Origin of the sequence: Herbaspirillum sp. (genome assembly GCF_017744395.1) — a bacterium.
Lineage (GTDB): Bacteria > Pseudomonadota > Gammaproteobacteria > Burkholderiales > Burkholderiaceae_D > Herbaspirillum.
The window spans coordinates 650,234-668,770 of sequence record NZ_JAGIBI010000003.1 but is presented as its reverse complement, the minus strand read 5'-3'; the positions used below and the strand labels follow the sequence as shown (position 1 = coordinate 668,770).

Annotated in this window: 16 protein-coding genes; 8 read left to right on the top strand and 8 right to left on the bottom strand. The window is 65.4% G+C overall.

The window, feature by feature from the left end; genetic code table 11:
* Positions 1 to 39 precede the first annotated feature (39 nt).
* Positions 40 to 906, top strand: a complete 867-nt coding sequence (locus tag J7548_RS11835) for a LysR family transcriptional regulator (RefSeq protein ID WP_290974938.1) — start codon at positions 40 to 42, stop codon at positions 904 to 906.
* Here the strand turns inward: J7548_RS11835 and J7548_RS11830 are convergent.
* Together J7548_RS11830 and J7548_RS11825 are read right to left on the bottom strand one after the other, a co-directional pair.
* A complete protein-coding gene (locus J7548_RS11830; RefSeq protein ID WP_290974782.1) occupies positions 891 to 2,540 on the bottom strand; it encodes a SulP family inorganic anion transporter in 1,650 nt (549 codons plus the stop codon). The genes J7548_RS11835 and J7548_RS11830 overlap by 16 nt on opposite strands.
* Positions 2,541 to 3,482 (bottom strand): histone deacetylase family protein, encoded by a 942-nt coding sequence (locus tag J7548_RS11825; protein WP_290974781.1) that lies wholly within the window; start codon positions 3,480 to 3,482, stop codon positions 2,541 to 2,543.
* 133 nt (positions 3,483 to 3,615) lie between these two features.
* Here J7548_RS11825 and mltB point away from each other — a divergent pair, with 133 nt between their 5' ends.
* Genes mltB through J7548_RS11810 form a run of 3 tightly spaced genes read left to right on the top strand, consistent with a single transcriptional unit; the run spans position 3,616 to position 8,173 of the window.
* Positions 3,616 to 4,767: a lytic murein transglycosylase B gene (mltB, locus tag J7548_RS11820; protein WP_290974780.1), complete on the top strand. Its 1,152-nt coding sequence runs from the start codon at positions 3,616 to 3,618 to the stop codon at positions 4,765 to 4,767.
* Between the two features lie 54 nt (positions 4,768 to 4,821).
* Positions 4,822 to 6,972 (top strand): TonB-dependent siderophore receptor, encoded by a 2,151-nt coding sequence (locus tag J7548_RS11815; protein WP_290974779.1) that lies wholly within the window; start codon positions 4,822 to 4,824, stop codon positions 6,970 to 6,972.
* 28 nt (positions 6,973 to 7,000) lie between these two features.
* Complete coding sequence (locus tag J7548_RS11810) at positions 7,001 to 8,173, top strand: phosphotransferase (RefSeq protein ID WP_290974778.1); 1,173 nt, start codon at positions 7,001 to 7,003, stop codon at positions 8,171 to 8,173.
* Between the two features lie 3 nt (positions 8,174 to 8,176).
* On the opposite strand, the gene J7548_RS11805 is transcribed toward J7548_RS11810, so the two are convergent.
* Entirely contained in the window at positions 8,177 to 8,719 is a 543-nt protein-coding gene (locus J7548_RS11805) for a YaeQ family protein (protein ID WP_290974777.1), read from the bottom strand.
* A 130-nt stretch (positions 8,720 to 8,849) separates the two neighbouring features.
* On the opposite strand from J7548_RS11805, the gene J7548_RS11800 reads away from it, so the two are divergent.
* Together J7548_RS11800 and J7548_RS11795 are read left to right on the top strand one after the other, a co-directional pair.
* Positions 8,850 to 9,428, top strand: a complete 579-nt coding sequence (locus J7548_RS11800; RefSeq protein ID WP_290974937.1) for a DUF1415 domain-containing protein — start codon at positions 8,850 to 8,852, stop codon at positions 9,426 to 9,428.
* 340 nt (positions 9,429 to 9,768) lie between these two features.
* Positions 9,769 to 10,116, top strand: coding sequence for a hypothetical protein (locus J7548_RS11795; protein WP_290974776.1), 348 nt, complete (start codon positions 9,769 to 9,771; stop codon positions 10,114 to 10,116).
* 88 nt (positions 10,117 to 10,204) lie between these two features.
* On the opposite strand, the gene cysM is transcribed toward J7548_RS11795, so the two are convergent.
* Positions 10,205 to 11,107 (bottom strand): cysteine synthase CysM, encoded by a 903-nt coding sequence (gene cysM / locus J7548_RS11790; RefSeq protein WP_290974775.1) that lies wholly within the window; start codon positions 11,105 to 11,107, stop codon positions 10,205 to 10,207.
* A 201-nt stretch (positions 11,108 to 11,308) separates the two neighbouring features.
* Here cysM and J7548_RS11785 point away from each other — a divergent pair, with 201 nt between their 5' ends.
* On the top strand, positions 11,309 to 12,964 hold the full coding sequence (locus J7548_RS11785) for an isovaleryl-CoA dehydrogenase (protein ID WP_290974774.1): 1,656 nt from the start codon (positions 11,309 to 11,311) through the stop codon (positions 12,962 to 12,964).
* Here the strand turns inward: J7548_RS11785 and J7548_RS11780 are convergent.
* The 4 genes from J7548_RS11780 to J7548_RS11765 form a co-directional block, all read right to left on the bottom strand.
* On the bottom strand, positions 12,961 to 14,301 hold the full coding sequence (locus J7548_RS11780) for a four-carbon acid sugar kinase family protein (protein WP_290974773.1): 1,341 nt from the start codon (positions 14,299 to 14,301) through the stop codon (positions 12,961 to 12,963). The genes J7548_RS11785 and J7548_RS11780 overlap by 4 nt on opposite strands.
* 1 nt (position 14,302) lies before the next feature.
* A complete protein-coding gene (locus tag J7548_RS11775; protein WP_290974772.1) occupies positions 14,303 to 15,598 on the bottom strand; it encodes a ribulose-bisphosphate carboxylase large subunit family protein in 1,296 nt (431 codons plus the stop codon).
* Between the two features lie 2 nt (positions 15,599 to 15,600).
* Positions 15,601 to 16,140 (bottom strand): VOC family protein, encoded by a 540-nt coding sequence (locus tag J7548_RS11770; protein WP_290974771.1) that lies wholly within the window; start codon positions 16,138 to 16,140, stop codon positions 15,601 to 15,603.
* 70 nt (positions 16,141 to 16,210) lie between these two features.
* Entirely contained in the window at positions 16,211 to 17,251 is a 1,041-nt protein-coding gene (locus J7548_RS11765) for a TRAP transporter substrate-binding protein (RefSeq protein ID WP_290974770.1), read from the bottom strand.
* A 205-nt stretch (positions 17,252 to 17,456) separates the two neighbouring features.
* Between J7548_RS11765 and J7548_RS11760 the strand changes: the two genes are divergently transcribed.
* Complete coding sequence (locus tag J7548_RS11760) at positions 17,457 to 18,536, top strand: LacI family DNA-binding transcriptional regulator (RefSeq protein ID WP_290974769.1); 1,080 nt, start codon at positions 17,457 to 17,459, stop codon at positions 18,534 to 18,536.
* Position 18,537: the final 1 nt, after the last annotated feature.

The window sequence follows — 18,537 nt, the reverse complement described above, 5'->3', positions numbered from 1 at the left end:
GCATACCCCGAAGACTGAAGAGGCGATATGACGGCAGCGATGGATTGGGACAATGCGCGGGTATTCCTGGCGCTATACCGCAAGGGCACCTTGCGCGCGGCGGCTGAACAGCTGGAGATCGACCAGGCCACGGTAGGCCGGCGCCTGGCGGCGATGGAGAAGTCGCTGGCGGCGCGCCTGTTCCTGCGCACGCCCTCGGGCTACGTCCCCACGCCTGCCGGTGAACTCGCCGCCGGCGCCGCCGAGCGCATGGAGCAAGGAGCCGAGCAGTTGCTGCGCCAGATGCAAGGCATCGACGAGCGCCTGTGCGGCGTGGTGCGCCTGGCCGCCACCGACAGTGCTGCGCGCCACCACCTGATACCGGCCCTGCAAAAACTGCGCGAGGCGCATCCGAATATCCGCGTGGTGCTCTCCACCTCGACCCAGATCACCAACCTGACCAAGCGCGAAGCCGACATCGCGGTACGCACCGTCCGCCCCGACAGCCCCGACCTGATCGCGCGCCACCTCAAGCGCCTGCACACCGGCATCTATGCCTCCAAGGCCTATGTCAAGAAGCGTGGCCTGCCCGAACCCGGCAGCGCGCTCAAGGGGCATGACGTGGTAGCCTACCAGCGCGCGCTGGCGCCGCACATGGCCGACCAAGTTTGCGGCGAATCCAGTGCCAATGCCAATGTCGCGATGGAAGTGAGCAACGGCCTGATGCTGGCCGAATGCGTCCTGGCCGGGATGGGACTGGGTGAGTTGCCCGAGCATGTGGGCGATTCCATGCCCGGCCTGGTGCGCATCTGGCCCGAGCGCAATGCGCCGTACGACATGTGGCTGGTGCTGCACAGCGACCTCAACCGCACGGCGCGGGTGCGGGCGGTGGCCGATGCCATCATCGCGGCTTACGAGGCCGCTTGAGTGGCGGCTACCGCATCGTCCACGCTCAAATCGATGATGTCGGAAGGCGGCAGGCCGGCAATGTCGGCCCGCTTCAGGATTTCCTGCACTGAACTCTTCAGCCGCGCCAGCAGGAGGCGCTTGCCCGCGGCATGGACAAACCCGGCGAAGTCGCGCAGGGCTTCCAGGCTGGAACTGTCCAGGTCGGGCGACTCCTCCAGGCTCAGGATGATGGCGTTGACCGGCTGCGCCGCATCGTTGATGCGCTGGCGCGCCTGGCCGAGTATTTTCTCGGCATTGGCGAAGAACAAGGGTTCTTCCGGGCGGAAGATCAGGATGCCCGCGACCGGGAGCGCTTCGGGATGCAGGTCGATGCGCACGAAATCGTGCCCCTTGCCGAGCCGCCCGAGAACGGACAGCCGCGAATCGGCAAACCGCCGCAGCATCATCAGGATGCTGATGCCGATCGCGGCCATCAGCCCGTCCAATACGCCCAGCAGCAAGACGCCAAGCACGGCGGCAACCACGACGAGCCGGTCCCGGCGCCATTGGAAGTAAGGGCGCAAGGCCGCGGGCTTGAGCGTATGGCTCACCGCATGGATGACGATCGCGGCCAAGACAGGCTCCGGCGTCAATGCGACCCAGGGCAGCAGCACCATGACTACGACCAGCACCGCGATCGCGGCGATCGCTCCCGCCCAGCGCGACGTCGCGCCGGCGGCCTCATTGGCCGATGTGGCGGAATAGCCCGCGCCGACGGGAATGCCCTGCAGCAGGCCGGAGAAGACATTGGCCGCCCCCAGCGCCAGCAGATCGCGGTTGGGCGCCACGGTATCGCCGTGCTTCATCGCGAAGCTGCGTATCGAACCATACGATTCGGCGTAGAGGATCAGCACCATCGCCACTGCCAGTTCGGCGAGCTGCACCCAGTCGGTGCGGGCCAACTGCGGCCATGTGAGTGCCGGCCGTTGCAGGACGATGGGGCCGACCAGGCCGACGCCATACTGGGACAGCTCCAGCCAGCGGCTGGCCGCGATCCCCAGCGCGATGACGATCATCGCGCCCGGCACGCTCTTCATCCTGGCAAACAAAAACAGCAGCGCCAGCGCGATCGCCCCGACGGCCAAGGCAACCGGATTCCAGGCGCCGACCTGGCCAAACAACTCGGCAACGAGCGGCATCAGTCCGCCATGCGCGGGATGCACGCCGACGACCTTGGGCAGTTGCTTGACGATGATGACGATCGCCAGGCCGAAAGTGAAGCCGCGCATGACCGGCTTGGCGATGAAGTCGGTGATGTTGCCCATGCGCGCCATGCCCGCTATCAGGAAAAGCACGCCGGTGAGAATGACCAATCCTGCCGCCAGCACCATGCGGTGCGCCGGATCGCCGCCGGCCATGGTTGCGGTCGCCGCCGCCAGCACCGCGGCCGACGAAGAGGTGGCCGAGACGATGGCGAAGCGGCTGGAGCCCAGCATGGCGTAACAAGCCAGCCCGGCGAGCAAGGCGATGATGCCCATGTGCGGCGGCAGGTTGGCGATGCTCGAATAGGCGACCGCTTCCGGCAGCAGCAGGCCGGCCAGCGACAGGCCCGCGAGAAGATCGCTGGCGCGGGTTCCTCCTGCGGTAGCGGAGGCCGTGGCGAATAGGCGCATTTATTCCAGCTCCGCCAGCACCTTCAGGTGCGCCACTACGCTACGCCCCAGCGCCGACAGGTTGTAGCCGCCCTCCAGGCAGCTGACGATGCGGCCCTGCGCATGCTCCCTGGCGACTTGCATGATCTGGCGCGTGATCCAGGCATAGTCGGCCTCGACCAGCCCCATCTGCCCCATGTCGTCCTCGCGGTGGGCATCGAACCCGGCCGAGATGAAGATCATCTGCGGCCGGTGCGCATGCAGCGCCGGCAGCCATTTTTCCGTGACCAGCTGGCGCACCGCGTTGCCGTCGGTATAGGCCGGCACCGGCACGTTGACGATATGCGCTTCGGCCGGCTCGGTACCCGAGAACGGATAGAAAGGATGCTGGAAAAAGCTCGCCATCAGCACCCTCGGGTCGTGCGCGAAGGCTTCTTCGGTGCCGTTGCCGTGGTGCACGTCGAAATCCACCACCGCCACCCGCTCCAGCCCGTGCACGTCCATGGCATGGCGCGCGGCGATGGCGACGTTGTTGAACAGGCAAAATCCCATCGCCTTGCCCGGCGTGGCATGGTGGCCGGGCGGGCGCACCGAGCAAAAGGCGTTGTCCAGCTCGCCGGCCAGCACCGCGTCGGTCGCGGCCACCGCCGCGCCGGCCGCGCGCAGCGCCGCCTGCCAGCTATGGCGATTGAGCAGGGTGTCGCCGTCGATGGAGTAATACGCCTCGCCCGACAGCGCCAGCGCGTGGCTGTGCTCGCGGATGGCGTCGACGGCGGCGGCGCTGTGGATGCGTTCTAGTTCGGCCGGGTCGGCCAGCGGGGCGTCGCGGCGGTCGAGGAACTGGTCGATGCGGCTGGCGATCAACTGGTCCTCGATGGCCTGCAGGCGGGCCGGCGTCTCGGGGTGCCAGTCGCCCATTTCATGGCGCTGGCAGTCGGGGTGCGTATAAAAGGCGGTAGTCATTGTTGCTTTTCTGTCTTGTCTGTCTCTTGAGGCTAGTGTACATCCCATGCACCGGCAAAGGGGGCAAAGGACGGACGGCGTGATGGGATATACTTGGGCGCTGTTTCGCCCCCTCCGTCCAGATTGCCGCCTCATGCCGCTCACATCGCTTCGCCGCCTGCCCGCCCTGACTTCCGCCCTGCTGTTTTCCGCCCTGTGCGCCCTGCCGCCGGCCTTGCATGCCGAATCGCCGAAGCAGCCCGCCAAGAGCAAGTCCGTCAAAGACAAGAAGGCGGAAAAGAAGGCCCCTGCCAAGAAAAAGGCAGCGCCGGAAGACCAGGGCGAATTCGTCAAATTCAATGAATGGAAGGAAGGCGCGCAGTTCATCGACGAGATGGTCCAGCGCAACGGCTTCGACCGCGCCGAACTCAACAAGCTGCTGGCGCAGACGCGCTATCTCGACACCGCCATCCAGCTGATCAAGCCCGCGCCCAGCAACAAGCCCAAGAACTGGGCCGCCTACCGCGCGCGCTTCATTGAACCGGTGCGCATCAACGCCGGCGTCGAGTTCTGGAACACCTACGGCGTCGCCCTGGCGCGCGCCGAGGCGCAATACGGCGTGCCGATGGAAATCATCGTCGGCATCATCGGCGTGGAAACCGTCTACGGCCGCAACACCGGCAACTTCCGCGTGATGGACGCGATCACCACGCTGGCCTTCGACTACCCCAACACCCCCAACCGCGAAGCCCGCATGGCCTTCTTCCGCGGCGAACTGGAAAACACGCTGCTGCTGGCGCGCGACGCCGGCATCGACCCGTTCTCGCTGCGCGGCTCCTACGCCGGCGCCATCGGCTGGGCCCAGTTCATGCCGGGCAGCATCCGCGAATACGCGGTCGACTTCGACGGCGACGGCAAGATCGACCTGCGCAATTCGCCGGTCGACGCCATCGGCAGCGTGGCCCACTACCTCGCCGTGCACGGCTGGCAGCGCGGCGAACCGGTGGCCTTCCCGGCCACGGTCTCGGCCGACAACCGCCAGTGGGAAGGCATGCTGAACCAGGGCCTGGAAGCCAAATACACCGAACAGCAATTGCAGGCCGCCGGCGTGACCGTCAGCGCGCCCACCTTGCCGGCCGGCATGCGCTTCGGCCTGGTCGACCTGCAAAACGGCACCAACCCGACCGAATACTGGCTGGCGACCAACAATTTCTTCGCCATCACGCAGTACAACCGCAGCTACTTCTATGCGATGTCGGTGGCCGAACTGGGCCGCGCCGTCGCCGCTGCGCGCAACAACCGCTGATCCAATAACAAATGGCGCCGGGCAACGCATCCGGCGCCTCACTACCTCACCAAGATGAAACGTATTACTCCCTTGGCATCGACGCTGATGCTGACCCTGGCCGGGACCTCCCTCGGCCTTGCCAACGCCGCCCGCGCCGCCGATGGCCGCAATCAATCCGGCGACGCCCTGCCCACGGTGAATGTCACCGCCAGCGGCGCCCGTTCAGCCGCCATCGCCGGTTTCGACGAGGCGCCGCTGCTCGACACGCCGGCCTCGGTAGCGGTGGTCACCGCCCAGCAGATGCGCGACCAGCAGTCGCGCCTGCTGTCGGACGTGATCAAGAACGACGCCTCGATCGGCGAGAACTACGCGCCGGTGGGCTATTACGAAAACTTCAGCATCCGCGGCTTCACGCTCGACCCGGCCAGCGCCTACCGCATCGACGGCCTGACCGCGGCCGGCGAGCAGACCATCGCGCTGGAGAACAAGGAGCGCGTGGAATTCCTGAAAGGCGTGGCCGGCCTGCAGGCCGGCGTGGTCGCCGCCGGCGGTCTGGTGAACTACGTCACCAAGCGCCCGGCCGACGTGCGCTCGGTGGTGCTGGGCACCGACTCCAACGGCTCGCGCTACCTCGCCACCGACCTCGGCGCCCTGTTCGGCGAACAGAAGCAGTTCGGCCTGCGCATCAACGCCGCGCATGAAGACATCCATTCGTACGTCAGCAACGCCGACGGCTGGCGCGACTTCGCCTCGCTGGCGGCCTCCTGGGCCATCAGCTCACGCACCCTGCTGCAGTTCAATGCCGAATACCAGCAGAAGGCGCAACGCTCGGTAGCCGGCTACCAGTTGCTGGGCGGCGCCACGATCCCCGCCGGCGTCTCGCCTTCGACCATGCTCACGCCGCAATCCTGGGCGCAGCCGGTGCGCGACACCTCGCTCAACTACAGCCTGCGCCTGGATACCGAATTCAACAGCGACTGGCGCGGCTATATCACCGCCGGCCGCAGCCGCGCGGTGATCGACGATTACCTGGCCTTCCCGTATGGCAGTGGCGGGGGCGCTTCGCCGTATTTCGCCGCCAACGGCGATTTCGATGTCTACGACTATCGCAGCCCGAACGACGACCGCCGCAACGACGAAGTACAGGCGGCCGTCATCGGCAAGTTCGCTACCGGATCCGTGCGCCACGAATTGACGATGGGCGCGGCCATGTCGCGCCGCGTGGTGGACAAGTCCGACGGCATCAGCAGCCTGGTCGGCAGCGGCAACATCTATACCGGCACGCCGGCGCTGCCGCCTTCCGCCGACATTCCCGGCCCCTCCTACCGCAACCTGGACAGCCGCCAGAAGGCCTTGTTCTTCAGCGACCGCCTGCAGTTCTCCGAGCGCTGGCAAGCCATCGCCGGCGGCCGCCAGGTGTGGCTCGACGAAGATGCGTTCAACAGCGACGGCAGCGTTGCGCGCCATACCAACCGCAACATCTTCCTGCCGCAACTGGCGCTGATTTTCAAGCCGCAGCCGGACATGTCGCTCTACGGCAGCTATGCCGAGACGCTGTCGCTGGGCACCTCGGCGCCGTTCTGGGTCAGCAACTACCCGACCACGCTGCCGCCCTCGGTGGCGCGCCAGCTGGAAGCCGGCGTCAAAGTCGACGTCACGCCCGACCTGAACCTGACCGCCGCGCTGTTCCGTATCCGCAATGCCTACGAATACCAGCAGCCCGACAACAGCCCCGCCGGCTTCACCTATGTGCAGCAAGGCCGGCAAACCAACACCGGCATCGAACTCGGCGCCAGCGGCAAGCTCACGCCGCGTCTGCAGGTCGGCGCCAGCATGGCCGTCACCCGGGCGCGCGCCAGCGATACCGGCACCGCCGCCTACGATGGCCAGCAAGCCGTCAACGTGCCGCGCCTGCGCAGCGCCGTCTACACCGACTATGCGGTGCCCGGCGTGGAAGGCCTGAACGTGATGGGCAGCTGGCTCTACAGCGGCAGCAAGCCGGCCATCCGCGACGGCAGCGCGAGCCTGCCGGCGGTGCATGTATTCAATGCCGGCCTGCGCTACAAGCTACGCGTGGGAGGACACCTGACGACGCTGCGCCTGAACGTCGACAACCTCTTCGACAAGCGCTACTGGAAGGACTCCGGCCAATACCTGGGCGACAGCTACCTGCACCTGGGCGCGCCGCGCACCGCGCGGCTGTCGCTACAATACGATTTCTAAGAATCAGGAAAAACAGGTTCCAAGCATCATGGAAGCGGCTTCCCACCACCTCACACGCGCCATCAGCCACGGCATGGGCACCGAAACGGTGATTTCGGACTGGCCGGCGCTGACCTCGGCCGAGGTGGCGCGCCTGCTGCGGCATTACCCGCAGGCCGGCAAGCTGCAGCGCCTGGAGTGGCACAGTCCGCGCCCGTTCTCGGCGGCCTGCGTGGTGCATACCGATGCCGGCGAGATTTTCGTCAAGCGCCACCATGTACGGGTGCGCGACGTCAATTCGCTGACCGAGGAACACCGCTTCGTGGCCCACCTGCACGCCCGCGGCCTGCCCGTCAGCGTAGCCTTGCTGACCGAGGACGGCGCCAGCGCGCTGGCCGATGAGCATTGGACTTATGAAGTGTTCTGGCTGGCGCCGGGTGTGGACCTGTACCGCGACGCCCTCTCGTGGACGCCGTTCTCCAGCCGCACCCACGCCTATTCGTCCGGCGCCATGCTGGCGCGGCTGCACCAGGCCTCGCAGGGTTACGATGCGCCGGCGCGCGCCGCCCGGCCGCTCATCTGCAGCTTCACGATCTTCTCGCAGGAAGACCCGCTGCGCCCGCTGCAAGCCTATATCGAACAGCGCCCGGCGATTGCCGAATACCTGCGCGAGCGCCCCTGGCGCGGCGAGGTGGCGCAGCACCTGCTGCCTTTCCACACGCGCCTGAAACCCTACCTGGATGAGATGACGCCGCTGTGGACGCACAACGACTGGCACGCCTCCAACCTGCTGTGGAGCGACGGCAGCGCGCTGGCGCAGGCGCACACGGTGCTGGACTTCGGCCTGTCGAACCGCACTTGCGCGCTGCACGACGTGGCCACGGCGATCGAGCGCAACATCGTGGAATGGCTGGCGATCCCGCACCGGCCCGACCAGTTGATCCACCTCGACCTGCTCGATGCGCTACTGGACGGCTATGCCTCGCTGTCGCCGCTGACGGCGCGCCAGACGCGCGCGCTGGCGGCGCTGCTGCCGCTGGTGCATGCCGAGTTCGCGCTGGCCGAACTGGGCTACTTCCACGGCGTCACCCATTCGCAGCAGAACGCCGCGCTGGCGTACGAAACCTATCTGCTGGGGCATGCCGCCTGGTTCAACGGCGCCGAGGGGCAGCGCCTGCTCTGCCACCTGGAACGGCGGGCCGAGGCATTGGAACGCAAGTAGAGCTCAAGCAAAATCCTTGATCGTCTCCGGCTCGATCAACACCATATTTTCATTGGCGCCCAGCCATACCTGCCCGTCCTGGATAGTGCATTGCAATTGCATCGTGCGCTGCGCCAATGCCGCCAGCGCCTGGCTGGCTTCGGCCGGGATATTCACTACCTTGAGGTTCTTGGCGCGCTCAACGCGGCTGCCGGTCTGGTTCCACCAGATGTTGGAAACGCTGCTGTAGCTATAGACCAGCACGCGTTCGGCACGGCCGCAGGCCTTGAGGATGGCGCGGTCGTCGGGCTGGCCGACTTCGATCCACAGGTCGATGGCGCCGGTCAGGTCCTTCTGCCACAGGTCGGGCTCATCGGTATCGGACAAGCCCTTGCCGAAGGCCAGCGCCTCGCTGGCATTGAGGGCGAAGGCCAGCACCCGGATCATCATGCGCTCGTCGGTCTCGGACGGATGGCGCGCGATGGTCAGCGCATGGTTTTCGTAATAGTGCCGGTCCATGTCGGAAATCTGCAGGTCGGCTTTGAAGATGGTGGATTTGAGCGCCATGAAGGAAATCTTGTCGTCTACTGGAGGTGCTGCGGCGCAATCGCCGCCGCCGAAGGTTGGCAAGCATAGCCGATCCGCGCGGCAAATGGGCGGCGACTTTCGCGCCGCGGCGGCCATGCGACAATATCGTATGGACAACCCACCTTCCCCCCGCAGCGACGCCGACGTCATCGCCCTCACCCAGGCCTGGCTGGAACAGGCCGTGATCGGCCTGAACCTGTGCCCGTTCGCCAAGGCCGTACACGTCAAGAAACAGATCCGCTACCAGGTCAGCCATGCCACCGAATGGGACGCGCTGTCGGCAGAGCTGGAGCAGGAACTTGAATTATTGGCGAGCACCGATCCCGAGCAGATCGACACCACCTTGCTGGTCATTCCACTCGCATTAACGGATTTCCTGGAATACAACGACTTCCTGGACTGGGCCGACCGCATCCTGGTGCGCCTGGAACTCGATGGTGAACTGCAGATCGCCAGCTTCCACCCGGCCTACCAGTTTGCCGATGCCGAGCCGGACGACATCGAGAACTACAGCAACCGCTCGCCTTTCCCCATCCTGCATCTGTTGCGGGAAAGCAGCATCGACCGGGCAGTCGCCGCCTACCCCGATGCCAGCGCAATTTTCGAGAAAAACATGGCTACCTTGCGGAAACTTGGCCTGTCTGGCTGGAATGCCCTGCCGTTTGTCGTGTCAGATAAACAACCCTAACAAATCCCAAAAAAATACTGTTAATATCTGTTACAAATTCGAGATGTGTTTCTGCAACTATTGTGGAATAGTATTTTCTGACCCTCATGAATTTTGTGCAATTATTTCTATATAGACATAGAATTAGCTCTATAACGTAGAGAAACCAATTGCGCCGGTCAGAGAACCCGATGCCGGTTTTGATGTTGTTCTTTGATAGGACTAGTCGATATCTTGCAGAAAAAAGGTCCGGTACCTTGGCCTCAGATAGAGTTAGTCGCGTTTTGCAGTTCTACCAACAATTAATAATGCTTAGGCGCTCAAGCCTTCACAAACATCTGCATAATGGAACGTCCCAATCATGACTACAACTACCGATACTGCTGAAACCAATTCCATTTCCGACAACGTCAACTACGATCCGAACCACCTGCTGGATGCGTTGATCGAAAAGCTGCACCTCAAGAACGACGCCGCCTTGTCGCGCGCCCTGGAAGTGGCGCCGCCGGTCATCAGCAAGATCCGCCATCGCCGCCTGCCGGTGGGCGCTTCGCTGCTGATCCGCATGCACGAAGTCAGCGAACTGTCGATCCGCGAACTGCGCGAGCTGATGGGCGACCGCCGCGAGAAATTCCGCATCAGCGACAAGCAATTCAAACCGAAGCCAGGCGCTCCCGCAGCCGCGCCGGCTTCCGGCAACGCCGAATAAAAAAACGGAGCCTCGGGCTCCGTTTTTTGTTAACGCTATGCATCGATAAGCCGCGCCGGCGCCAACGCCGGGCGGCTTTTCCGCTTTATCAGGCCGGAAACACGCCGGTCGACAAATAACGGTCGCCGCGGTCGCACACCACGAAGACGATGGTCGCGTTCTCCACCTGGTGCGACAGGCGCACCGCCACCTCGCAGGCGCCCGCGGCCGAGATGCCGCAGAACAGCCCTTCGGTCACCGCCAGCTTGCGCGCCATGTTCTCGGCCGCGGCCTGGCTGACCGACTCGGTCTGGTCCACGCGCGACTTGTCGAAGATCTTGGGCAGGTAGGCTTCCGGCCATTTGCGGATGCCGGGAATGGACGAACCTTCTTCCGGCTGCGCCCCCACTATCCGTACCTCCGGGTTCTGCTCCTTCAGGTACTGCGACACGCCCATGATGGTGCCGGTGGTACCCATGGCACTGACGAAGTGGGTGACCTTGCCCTGGGTATCGCGCCAGATCTCGGGACCGGTGGTCTCGTAATGCGCCAGCGGGTTGTCCGGGTTAGCGAACTGATCGAGGATCAGGCCCTGGCCTTCCTTCTGCATCTGCTCGGCCAGGTCGCGTGCGTATTCCATGCCGCCGCTCTTGGGCGTGAGCACGATCCTGGCGCCGTAGGCCGCCATGCTCTGGCGGCGTTCTTCGGAGAGGTTTTCCGGCATCAGCAGCACCATCTTGTAGCCGCGCATGGCGGCCACCATCGCCAGCGCGATGCCGGTGTTGCCGCTGGTGGCCTCGATCAGGGTATCGCCCGGCTTGATCTGGCCGCGCGCCTCGGCGCGGGTGATCATCGAATAGGCGGCGCGATCCTTGACGGAACCGGCCGGATTGTTGCCCTCCAGCTTGCCGAGGATGATGTTGTTGCGGCGCTTGGCCTCTTCACCGCCAATGCGCGGCAACTGGATCAGCGGCGTATTGCCGATGGTGGACTCGATGGTCGGATAAGGCATCTTGGGATTTCCTTGCGCGATCCGGGTCGGACCGGTCTTTGGTCGAAAGGAGCATTTTAATATGACTCTTTATCATGTGCCGGCAGGCGAACCCAATAAGATGCTTATATAGATATAGCCAATTCATTTAAGCCCGCGCTCCGCTTCCCACATGGCCTACACTGGGCACAAGGATCGCCGATGGCCAGGCACGGAGACAGCATGCACACCCATGAAATCGCCAACCAGGTTCCCGACCTGAAGGATTACAACCTCTACGCCACCGACCCCGCCTTGGGCGAAGGCGTCCGGCGCGAGGCCGCCGGCTGGCATGCCTGCGCGCTGACCAGCCTCGGCGCCGAGCTGGGCAGCGCCGACGTGCTGGAGCTGGCCGAGCTGGCCAACCGCCACACGCCCGAACTGCAAACCCACGACCGCACCGGCCACCGCATCGACGTGGTCAACTTCCATCCGTCCTGGCACACCCTGCTGGGCCTGCTGCGCCGCGCCGGGCTGCATGCCCTGCCCTGGATCCAGCCCGGCGACGGCGCCCACGTGGCGCGCGCCGCCGGCTACTTCCTGCATGCGCAGGTGGAAGCAGGGTCGCTCTGCCCCACCACCATGACCTTCGCCGCCATTCCGGTGCTGCAGCAGGAACCGGCGCTGTTCGAGCAATTGCGCGCGCCGCTGTTCGCGCGCGAGCATGACGGCCGCGACCTGCCCATCCAGCAAAAGCGCTCGATCCTGGTCGGCATGGGCATGACCGAGAAGCAGGGCGGCTCCGACGTGCGCAGCAATGCCTCCATCGCCATGCCGATGGACATGCAGGCGCAGGGACGCGGCGCACCCTACCTGCTGTCCGGCCACAAATGGTTCTTCTCGGCGCCGATGTGCGACGCCCACATGATGCTGGCGCGCACCGAGAATGGCCTGTCCTGCTTCTTCGTGCCGCGCTGGCTGCCCGACGGCGGCAAGAACCCGATCCTGATCCAGCGCCTGAAAGACAAGCTGGGCAACCGCTCCAACTCCAGCAGCGAAATCGAATTCGCCGAAGCGCTGGGCATCATGGTCGGCGACGAAGGGCGCGGCATTCCCACCATTATCGAGATGGCCAACCATACGCGCCTGGATTGCGTCATCGGCAGCGCCGCGCTGATGCGCCAGGCGCTGGTGCAGGCGCTGCACCATGCGCGCCACCGCAGCGCCTTCGGCCGCCGCCTGGCCGAGCAGCCGCTGATGCGCAACGTGCTGGCCGACCTGGCGCTGGAAAGCGAAGCCGCCACGCTGCTCATGCTCAAGCTGGCGCATGCCTTCGACGCTCCGGACGACCCGCTGGCGCGCGCCTGGAAACGCATCGTCACGCCCGCCGCCAAGTTCTGGATCTGCAAGCGCGCGCTCGAATTCACCGGCGAATGCATGGAAGTATGGGGCGGCAACGGCTACGTCGAGACCGGCCCGATGGCGCGCCTGTACCGCGAAGCGCCGGTCAATTCGATCTGGGAAGGTTCGGGCAACGTGATGTGCCTGGATGTGCTGCGCGCCGTCGAACGCGAAGCGCAAGGGTTCGCCCTGCTGCTGGAAGAGCTGCGGCAAGCCGCGGCCGGACATGCGCTGCTGCAACAGCGCGTGGATGCGCTCAAGGCGATGCTGTCGGCGCCGCCGGAACAGCGCGAAGCGCTGGCGCGCCGCTTCGTGCAGCAACTGGTCTTGGCGCTGCAAGGCATGCTGATGCTGCGGCACGCCCCCGCCGCCAGCGCCGACGCCTTCCTGGCCGGACGCTGCGAAGCCGATGGCGGCCGTGTGTACGGCACCCTGGGCGCGGCGACGGCAGCCGCGCAGGAAGGCATCTTGCTTCGGGCATGGCCGCAGGCTGCCTAAGCGTTTCCCCGCACCAGCAATTCGAACAGATCCGCCGTCCCCATCTGCCCGCCCTTCAACATCAGCTCGATGCCGTCCAGGTGGACAGTGTCGGCATGCGCGCGGCACAGCGCCACGCCGGCAGACACATTGCCGAGATAAGACAGCCCCCAGATATCGAGCGCCTTCAAGGCATAGCTGGAGGTATCCCCGCCCGCCACGCCCACCCGCGCCAGGGGATGCGCCTGCAGCAAACGGCGCAGCAATTCTCCGCAGGCCTGGGCCAGGCGCTGCGATGCGCCGGCATCAGCCAGCAGTTGCCGTTCGCCTTGCGGCCCGGCGGTGCAGGCCAGCATGTTGCGGCCCCCGCGCAGACCGGCGGCGATATCGGCGATGGCCGCCTCCATGTAATGCATGTCGCCATCGACGAGGCGCTGCGGATCGAGCAACAGCTTGTCGTAAGAGTGCGCCGCGCCGACCTGCATCGCAGTCATCGGTGAAAGGCTGCCGGCCAGCACAAAGACCGGGCCTGTCGCGGCGCAGATCCGTGCGGCATCAATCGGCGCGGCCGGCGGCAACCATCCCTGATGGCGCCACCATGCGGCCAGGCTTTGCACCACGCCGCTGGCGCCGATGACCAGCAATTCCCGCTGCAAGGCGCGCTGCCAGATCACGCTGCCGATGACGGCCAGGTCGCCCTCGCCCGCAACGTCGAACAGCACCGCATCGGCGCCGCCATCCAATGCCGCATCGACATGCCGGTCGAGCTGCGCCGGCTCGGCGTACAGCGGATAGTGCAAGCCGGTCACAACCAGTTCCTGCAATCGGAGATGCGCGCGTATGTCCGCCTCGTGCATTGGCGTGACCGGATGGCGAGACATGGTCGAATGGCGGTCGATGCGCACCACCTCCCCGCCCGCCTTTTCCGCCGCGTAAAGCTGGCTGAACAGGCAGAAGCGCCGCAGGTTGGGCTGGCCGCCGACGATCGGCACGAAACGGTTGGCGATGCGCCGCCGCCAGATGCGCAAGGCGGCGCCGATGCTGCCGATGTGCGGCGCGCTGTCGAAGGTGGAGCAGATCTTGTAATGCGTCACCGGCGCCCGCAAGCCGCTGAAGAAGGCGGCCACCGGCTCCAGCTCGTCCTCCATCTGCCGCGCATCCATGGCGCGCGCGGCGCCGGCGATGCCCAGGCAATCCAGTTCCCCCGCCGCGCGCAATTGCGTCGCTCCCGGCACGCGCAAGAACAGCAGGCTGCGCAAACCGGCCAGCGATGCGGTGGCCAGCGTGTCGGTGGCGCCGGTGAAGTCGTCGCCGTAGAAGGCGATCTTGGGCCGGCCGTCGAGGAAACGCGTATTCACGTCACTTCAGCCTGGCGCCATAAAAGGCGATGGCGCGCCGCAGTTCCGGCGCATGCCGGGCGTACTCGTCCAAACCGATGCCGGCGCGCGCCGCCTCCCATGCCTGGCGCAGGCTGGCCACGCCGGCGGCGGCGCCGTCCGGATGCGCCAGGATGCCGCCGCCGGACAGGAAGATCACATCGCTGCTGCCGACGGCATCGAAAGTGGGCCGCACGGTGCCGGCCCATTGCCCGTTGGAGAACACGGGCATGACGGCGTCGTCGCCGGCCATCGGCGCCAGGCAGGCGCGGGCCGCATCGATCACCTCATCGTTGAATTCGGAGAACTTGCCGTTCAGGCCATGCACGTGCAGATGGTCCACCCCGGCCAGGCGCCACATCGCCTGATACGCCGCGAAGGACATGCCCAGCAGCGGCTCGCGCGACATCATGCCGAAGCCGTTGCGATGCCCATGCAGCGCCAGCGGAGTACTGCGGCGCAGGCTTTGCACGGCGGAAAAGCCGCACCAGTTCAGCCCCACCATCACGCAGCTCCCGCCCTCATGCTCGACCAGTTCGGCATGGCGGCGCATGGCGTCCAGTTCATCGGTGATGTTGAAGGCGACCATCACGCGGCGCCCGCTCTTGTCCTGGTAATCGCGCACGCGGCGCATGACCGCCTGCACCCGTTGCCGCAGCGGCGCATGGCCTGGGTTGGCGCACACTTCATCGTCCTTGATGAAGTCGACCCCGGCCTCGCACAGCCGCCCCGCCAATGCCGCCGTTTCCTCCGCCGAGAGGCCGACGTTGGGCTTGATGATCGTGCCCAGCAGCGGCACATCGTCGACGCCAAGCAGCCGGCGCGTGCCGGCGATGCCATGCCGCGGCATGTCGAAGCTGCGGCGATAAGCCGGCGGCAACGCCACATCCAGCAAGCGCAGGCCGGTGACTTCGCCCAGGTCGAACAGATTGCCGGCGACGGTGGCGGCCAGTGTCGGCAGGTTGGGGCCGACGTTCTCCACCGGGAATGAAATGCGCACGCGCGCGCGCCGATAAGGGCCGCCGATCCGCTGGCGCTGCTGCCATGCGTTGGGCAGGCTGGCTTCGGCGACCGTCTCCAGCTCGTCGATCGCCGTCACCACGGCGCGCGCGCGTTCGCGCAGCTGGTCGGTCTCGCCCTCGACCCGGACGAAGGTGCCGCAGGACTGCTCGCCCGCCATCACCTCGGCCACCTGGGCTGGATCGAGCGGCGTCTCGATCAGGTAGTCGGCGATGAAGCGGCTGCCGTCGGCCGGCAATTCCTGGTGTGCGGAAACCATCGTCACATCTTGCTCAAGTCGGGGAAGGCGCGCACCGGTTCGCGGCCGTCCCACTGCTCGGCCGCCTCGCGGATGATGCGGAATACCTTGCCCTTGGGGCCGGCCACTTCCGACAATTCGATCACGGTGCCGGGATGGTATTCGGTCTCGAAATAGACGAAACGGCCGCGCTCGCCCACCTCGCCGCTCATGCCGACCTTCCATCCCTGGTCGAGCAGGCTTTGCAGGTCGCGGTCGAAATCCTCGGTCCAGTACGCCAGGTGCTGCAGGCCGGTGCGCCCGCCCCGCATGAAGTCGCGGTACATCGATGGCGTATCGCTGCGCTGCTGGATCAGCTCCACCTGCACGCCGCCGGAATTGGCCAGCGCCACCGAATTGTGGATGTCGTAGGCCTCGCCCTTGTAGCGGTAGTTCTTCAGCGGCACGCGCTCCATGTAGTAGAACGGCCCCACGCCGAGCACCTCGGTCCAGTATTTCATGGCGGCTTCGATGTCTTCCACCACGTAGCCAAGCTGTTTGATTTCTCCGAGAAACCGGCTCATGTTTTCCTCTTGCGTCTGTTACGCCTATTGCGTCTGATTGGTGTTTTCCCGCGGCGATGTTGCGGACAGGTCAGGCCAGCTTGCCGGTGTATTTTTCCAGCAGGCCCCAGGCCTCCTCCCCGAACTTCTTGTGCCACTCGGCATAGAATCCGGCGCTGCGCAGCTTGGCGCGGAAGGCGTCGTTGTCGACGCTGTTGAACTGCAGTCCCTTGGCCTTCATGTCGGCCACCAGCGACTCGTTGAGCGCCTTGACGTCGGCGCGCTGCTTCAGGCCGGCCTCGTTGATGTTGCGCGTGACGATCTCCTGCAGGTCCCTGGGCATGCGCTCGAACGACTTCTTATTGCCCATGAACCAGAAACCGCTCCAGACATGATTGGTCATCGAGCAGAACTTCTGCACCTCATAGAACTTCACGGTAGCGATCACCGCCAGCGGATTTTCCTGCCCCTCCACGATCCTGGTCTGCAGCGCGGAATACACCTCGGCGAAATTGATGCTGGTGGGCGAGGCGTCGAAGCCGCGGAACAGCGAGGTCGCCAGCGGGCTGGGCGGCACGCGCAGCTTCATGCCCTTGAAATCCTCCGGCTTGGCGATCGGGCGGGTGCTGGTGGTGACCTGACGGTAGCCGTTGTCCCAGCACTTCTCGAAGGCGAACAACGAAGTCTTGGCCGCCAGCTCGCGGCGCACGTAGGCGCCCAGGTCGCCGTCCATCGCCGCCCACACCTGGCTGTAATCGCGGAACGCGAAGCCGACGCCGCTGATCTGCCCGGCCGACACCAGCGTGCCCAGCACTTCCGGCGAGATGGTGAAGAAATCGATCGCGCCGGAGCGCACCTGCGACAGCATGTCGGTATCGGTGCCGAGCTGGCCGTTGGAGTAGACCTGCAGGTCGACCCGTCCCTTCGATTCGGCGGCGATCTTTTCCGCCATTTCCTTGGCGCGCACATTCATCGGATGCGTCATCGGCAGGTTGTTGCCGTACTTCAGCGTGAACTCGGCGGCATGCGCCGAAGTACCGTACAAGCCGGCGGCCGCGGCGGCGGATGCGACCGAGGCGTGCTTCAGAAAATCGCGGCGGCTGGAACGGAAGGTCTGTTCGGACTTGCTCATCGTCGTCTCCTTGGTATTGTGCACGGCGTCGGCCGCCGCCTGTTTTGATGATGTTTTTTGATTCGATTTGATTTAGACTTTTTCGCACACCACATGCAGGCAATTCAGTCGAATCAAGGCATGGCGCAGAATATCGCCGTCGAATCCAAGCGGTCAAAGCAGTTTTTTGATGGTTTTTGATGCAACAAGACTCCCCCCACAAGCCATGTCCGACAAACCCCGCAACACCTCCTCCAGCCGCGCGCGCGTCACCGATATCGCAGCCGCCGCCGGCGTCTCCACCGCCACGGTCGACCGCGTGCTGAACCAGCGCCCCGGCGTGCGCGTGGCGACCATGCAAAAAGTGATGAAGGCCGCCGCCGCGCTCGACTACCTGCCCGAATCCGACCTCTACAAGGCGATGCAGCCGCGCCCCATGCAACTGGTATTCCTGCTGCCGCCGCGCAGCAACCGCTACATGCAGATGCTGGGCGACTACATCGGCTTCGCCGAAGACCATCTCGCGCCCTTCAACGTGCGCTGCAAATGCCACCACATCGAGGGCTTCAACCCGCGCGTGCTGGCGCAACGCCTGCTGCACTACGGGCGGCAGGCCGACGGCGTGGCCTTCATGGCGCTGGAACATCCGCTGGTGCGCGAAGCGGTCAATACGCTGGCCGAGGAAGGCGTGCATGTGGTGACGCTGATTTCCGACCTCTCCAATTCGCGCCGCGCAGCCTATGTCGGCATGGACAACCGCGCGGCCGGACGCACCGCCGGCTACCTGCTGGCGCGCTTCCTGAGCCGCGACGTCACGCATCCCGGAAGCGGCCGCCAGCCCGGCAAGATCGCGATGATCGCCGGCAGCCTCAGCTACCGTGGCCACGAGGAAAGGGAGATGGGATTCCAGCACGTGCTGGAAGAGATGTGCCCGCAAGTGCAGGTGGTCGGCCTGCGCGAAGGCCACGATGATGCCGACGCCAACTACAAGCAAGCGCGGCTCCTGCTGGAGCAGTATCCGGACCTGGCCGGCATGTACAACATCGGCGGCGCCTCCGACGGCGTCGGGCGCGCCCTGAAGGAATGCGGGCGCGACCAGAAGGTGGTGTTCATCGGCCATGGCCTCACGCCCGACACCCGCGGCCTGCTGATCGACGGCACCATGGACGCGGTGCTGACCCAGCATCCGCAGAACATGGTGATGAACTGCGTGCGCATCTTCAGCAACCTGCGCGAACGGCGCGATGCGCTGGCCGGCGTGGAAGCGGTGCGCATCAGCGTGGTCCTGCGCGAAAACCTGCCCTGAT

Coding starts and splice junctions, on each gene's coding strand:
- J7548_RS11835 (WP_290974938.1), top strand. CDS start 40: ATGGATTGGGACAATGCGCGGGTATTCCTGGCGCTATACCGCAAGGGC.
- J7548_RS11795 (WP_290974776.1), top strand. CDS start 9,769: ATGACTACAACTACCGATACTGCTGAAACCAATTCCATTTCCGACAAC.
- J7548_RS11815 (WP_290974779.1), top strand. CDS start 4,822: ATGAAACGTATTACTCCCTTGGCATCGACGCTGATGCTGACCCTGGCC.
- cysM (WP_290974775.1), bottom strand. CDS start 11,107: ATGCCTTATCCGACCATCGAGTCCACCATCGGCAATACGCCGCTGATC.
- J7548_RS11800 (WP_290974937.1), top strand. CDS start 8,850: ATGGACAACCCACCTTCCCCCCGCAGCGACGCCGACGTCATCGCCCTC.
- J7548_RS11810 (WP_290974778.1), top strand. CDS start 7,001: ATGGAAGCGGCTTCCCACCACCTCACACGCGCCATCAGCCACGGCATG.
- J7548_RS11760 (WP_290974769.1), top strand. CDS start 17,457: ATGTCCGACAAACCCCGCAACACCTCCTCCAGCCGCGCGCGCGTCACC.
- J7548_RS11770 (WP_290974771.1), bottom strand. CDS start 16,140: ATGAGCCGGTTTCTCGGAGAAATCAAACAGCTTGGCTACGTGGTGGAA.
- J7548_RS11775 (WP_290974772.1), bottom strand. CDS start 15,598: ATGGTTTCCGCACACCAGGAATTGCCGGCCGACGGCAGCCGCTTCATC.
- J7548_RS11825 (WP_290974781.1), bottom strand. CDS start 3,482: ATGACTACCGCCTTTTATACGCACCCCGACTGCCAGCGCCATGAAATG.
- mltB (WP_290974780.1), top strand. CDS start 3,616: ATGCCGCTCACATCGCTTCGCCGCCTGCCCGCCCTGACTTCCGCCCTG.
- J7548_RS11805 (WP_290974777.1), bottom strand. CDS start 8,719: ATGGCGCTCAAATCCACCATCTTCAAAGCCGACCTGCAGATTTCCGAC.
- J7548_RS11830 (WP_290974782.1), bottom strand. CDS start 2,540: ATGCGCCTATTCGCCACGGCCTCCGCTACCGCAGGAGGAACCCGCGCC.
- J7548_RS11785 (WP_290974774.1), top strand. CDS start 11,309: ATGCACACCCATGAAATCGCCAACCAGGTTCCCGACCTGAAGGATTAC.
- J7548_RS11765 (WP_290974770.1), bottom strand. CDS start 17,251: ATGAGCAAGTCCGAACAGACCTTCCGTTCCAGCCGCCGCGATTTTCTG.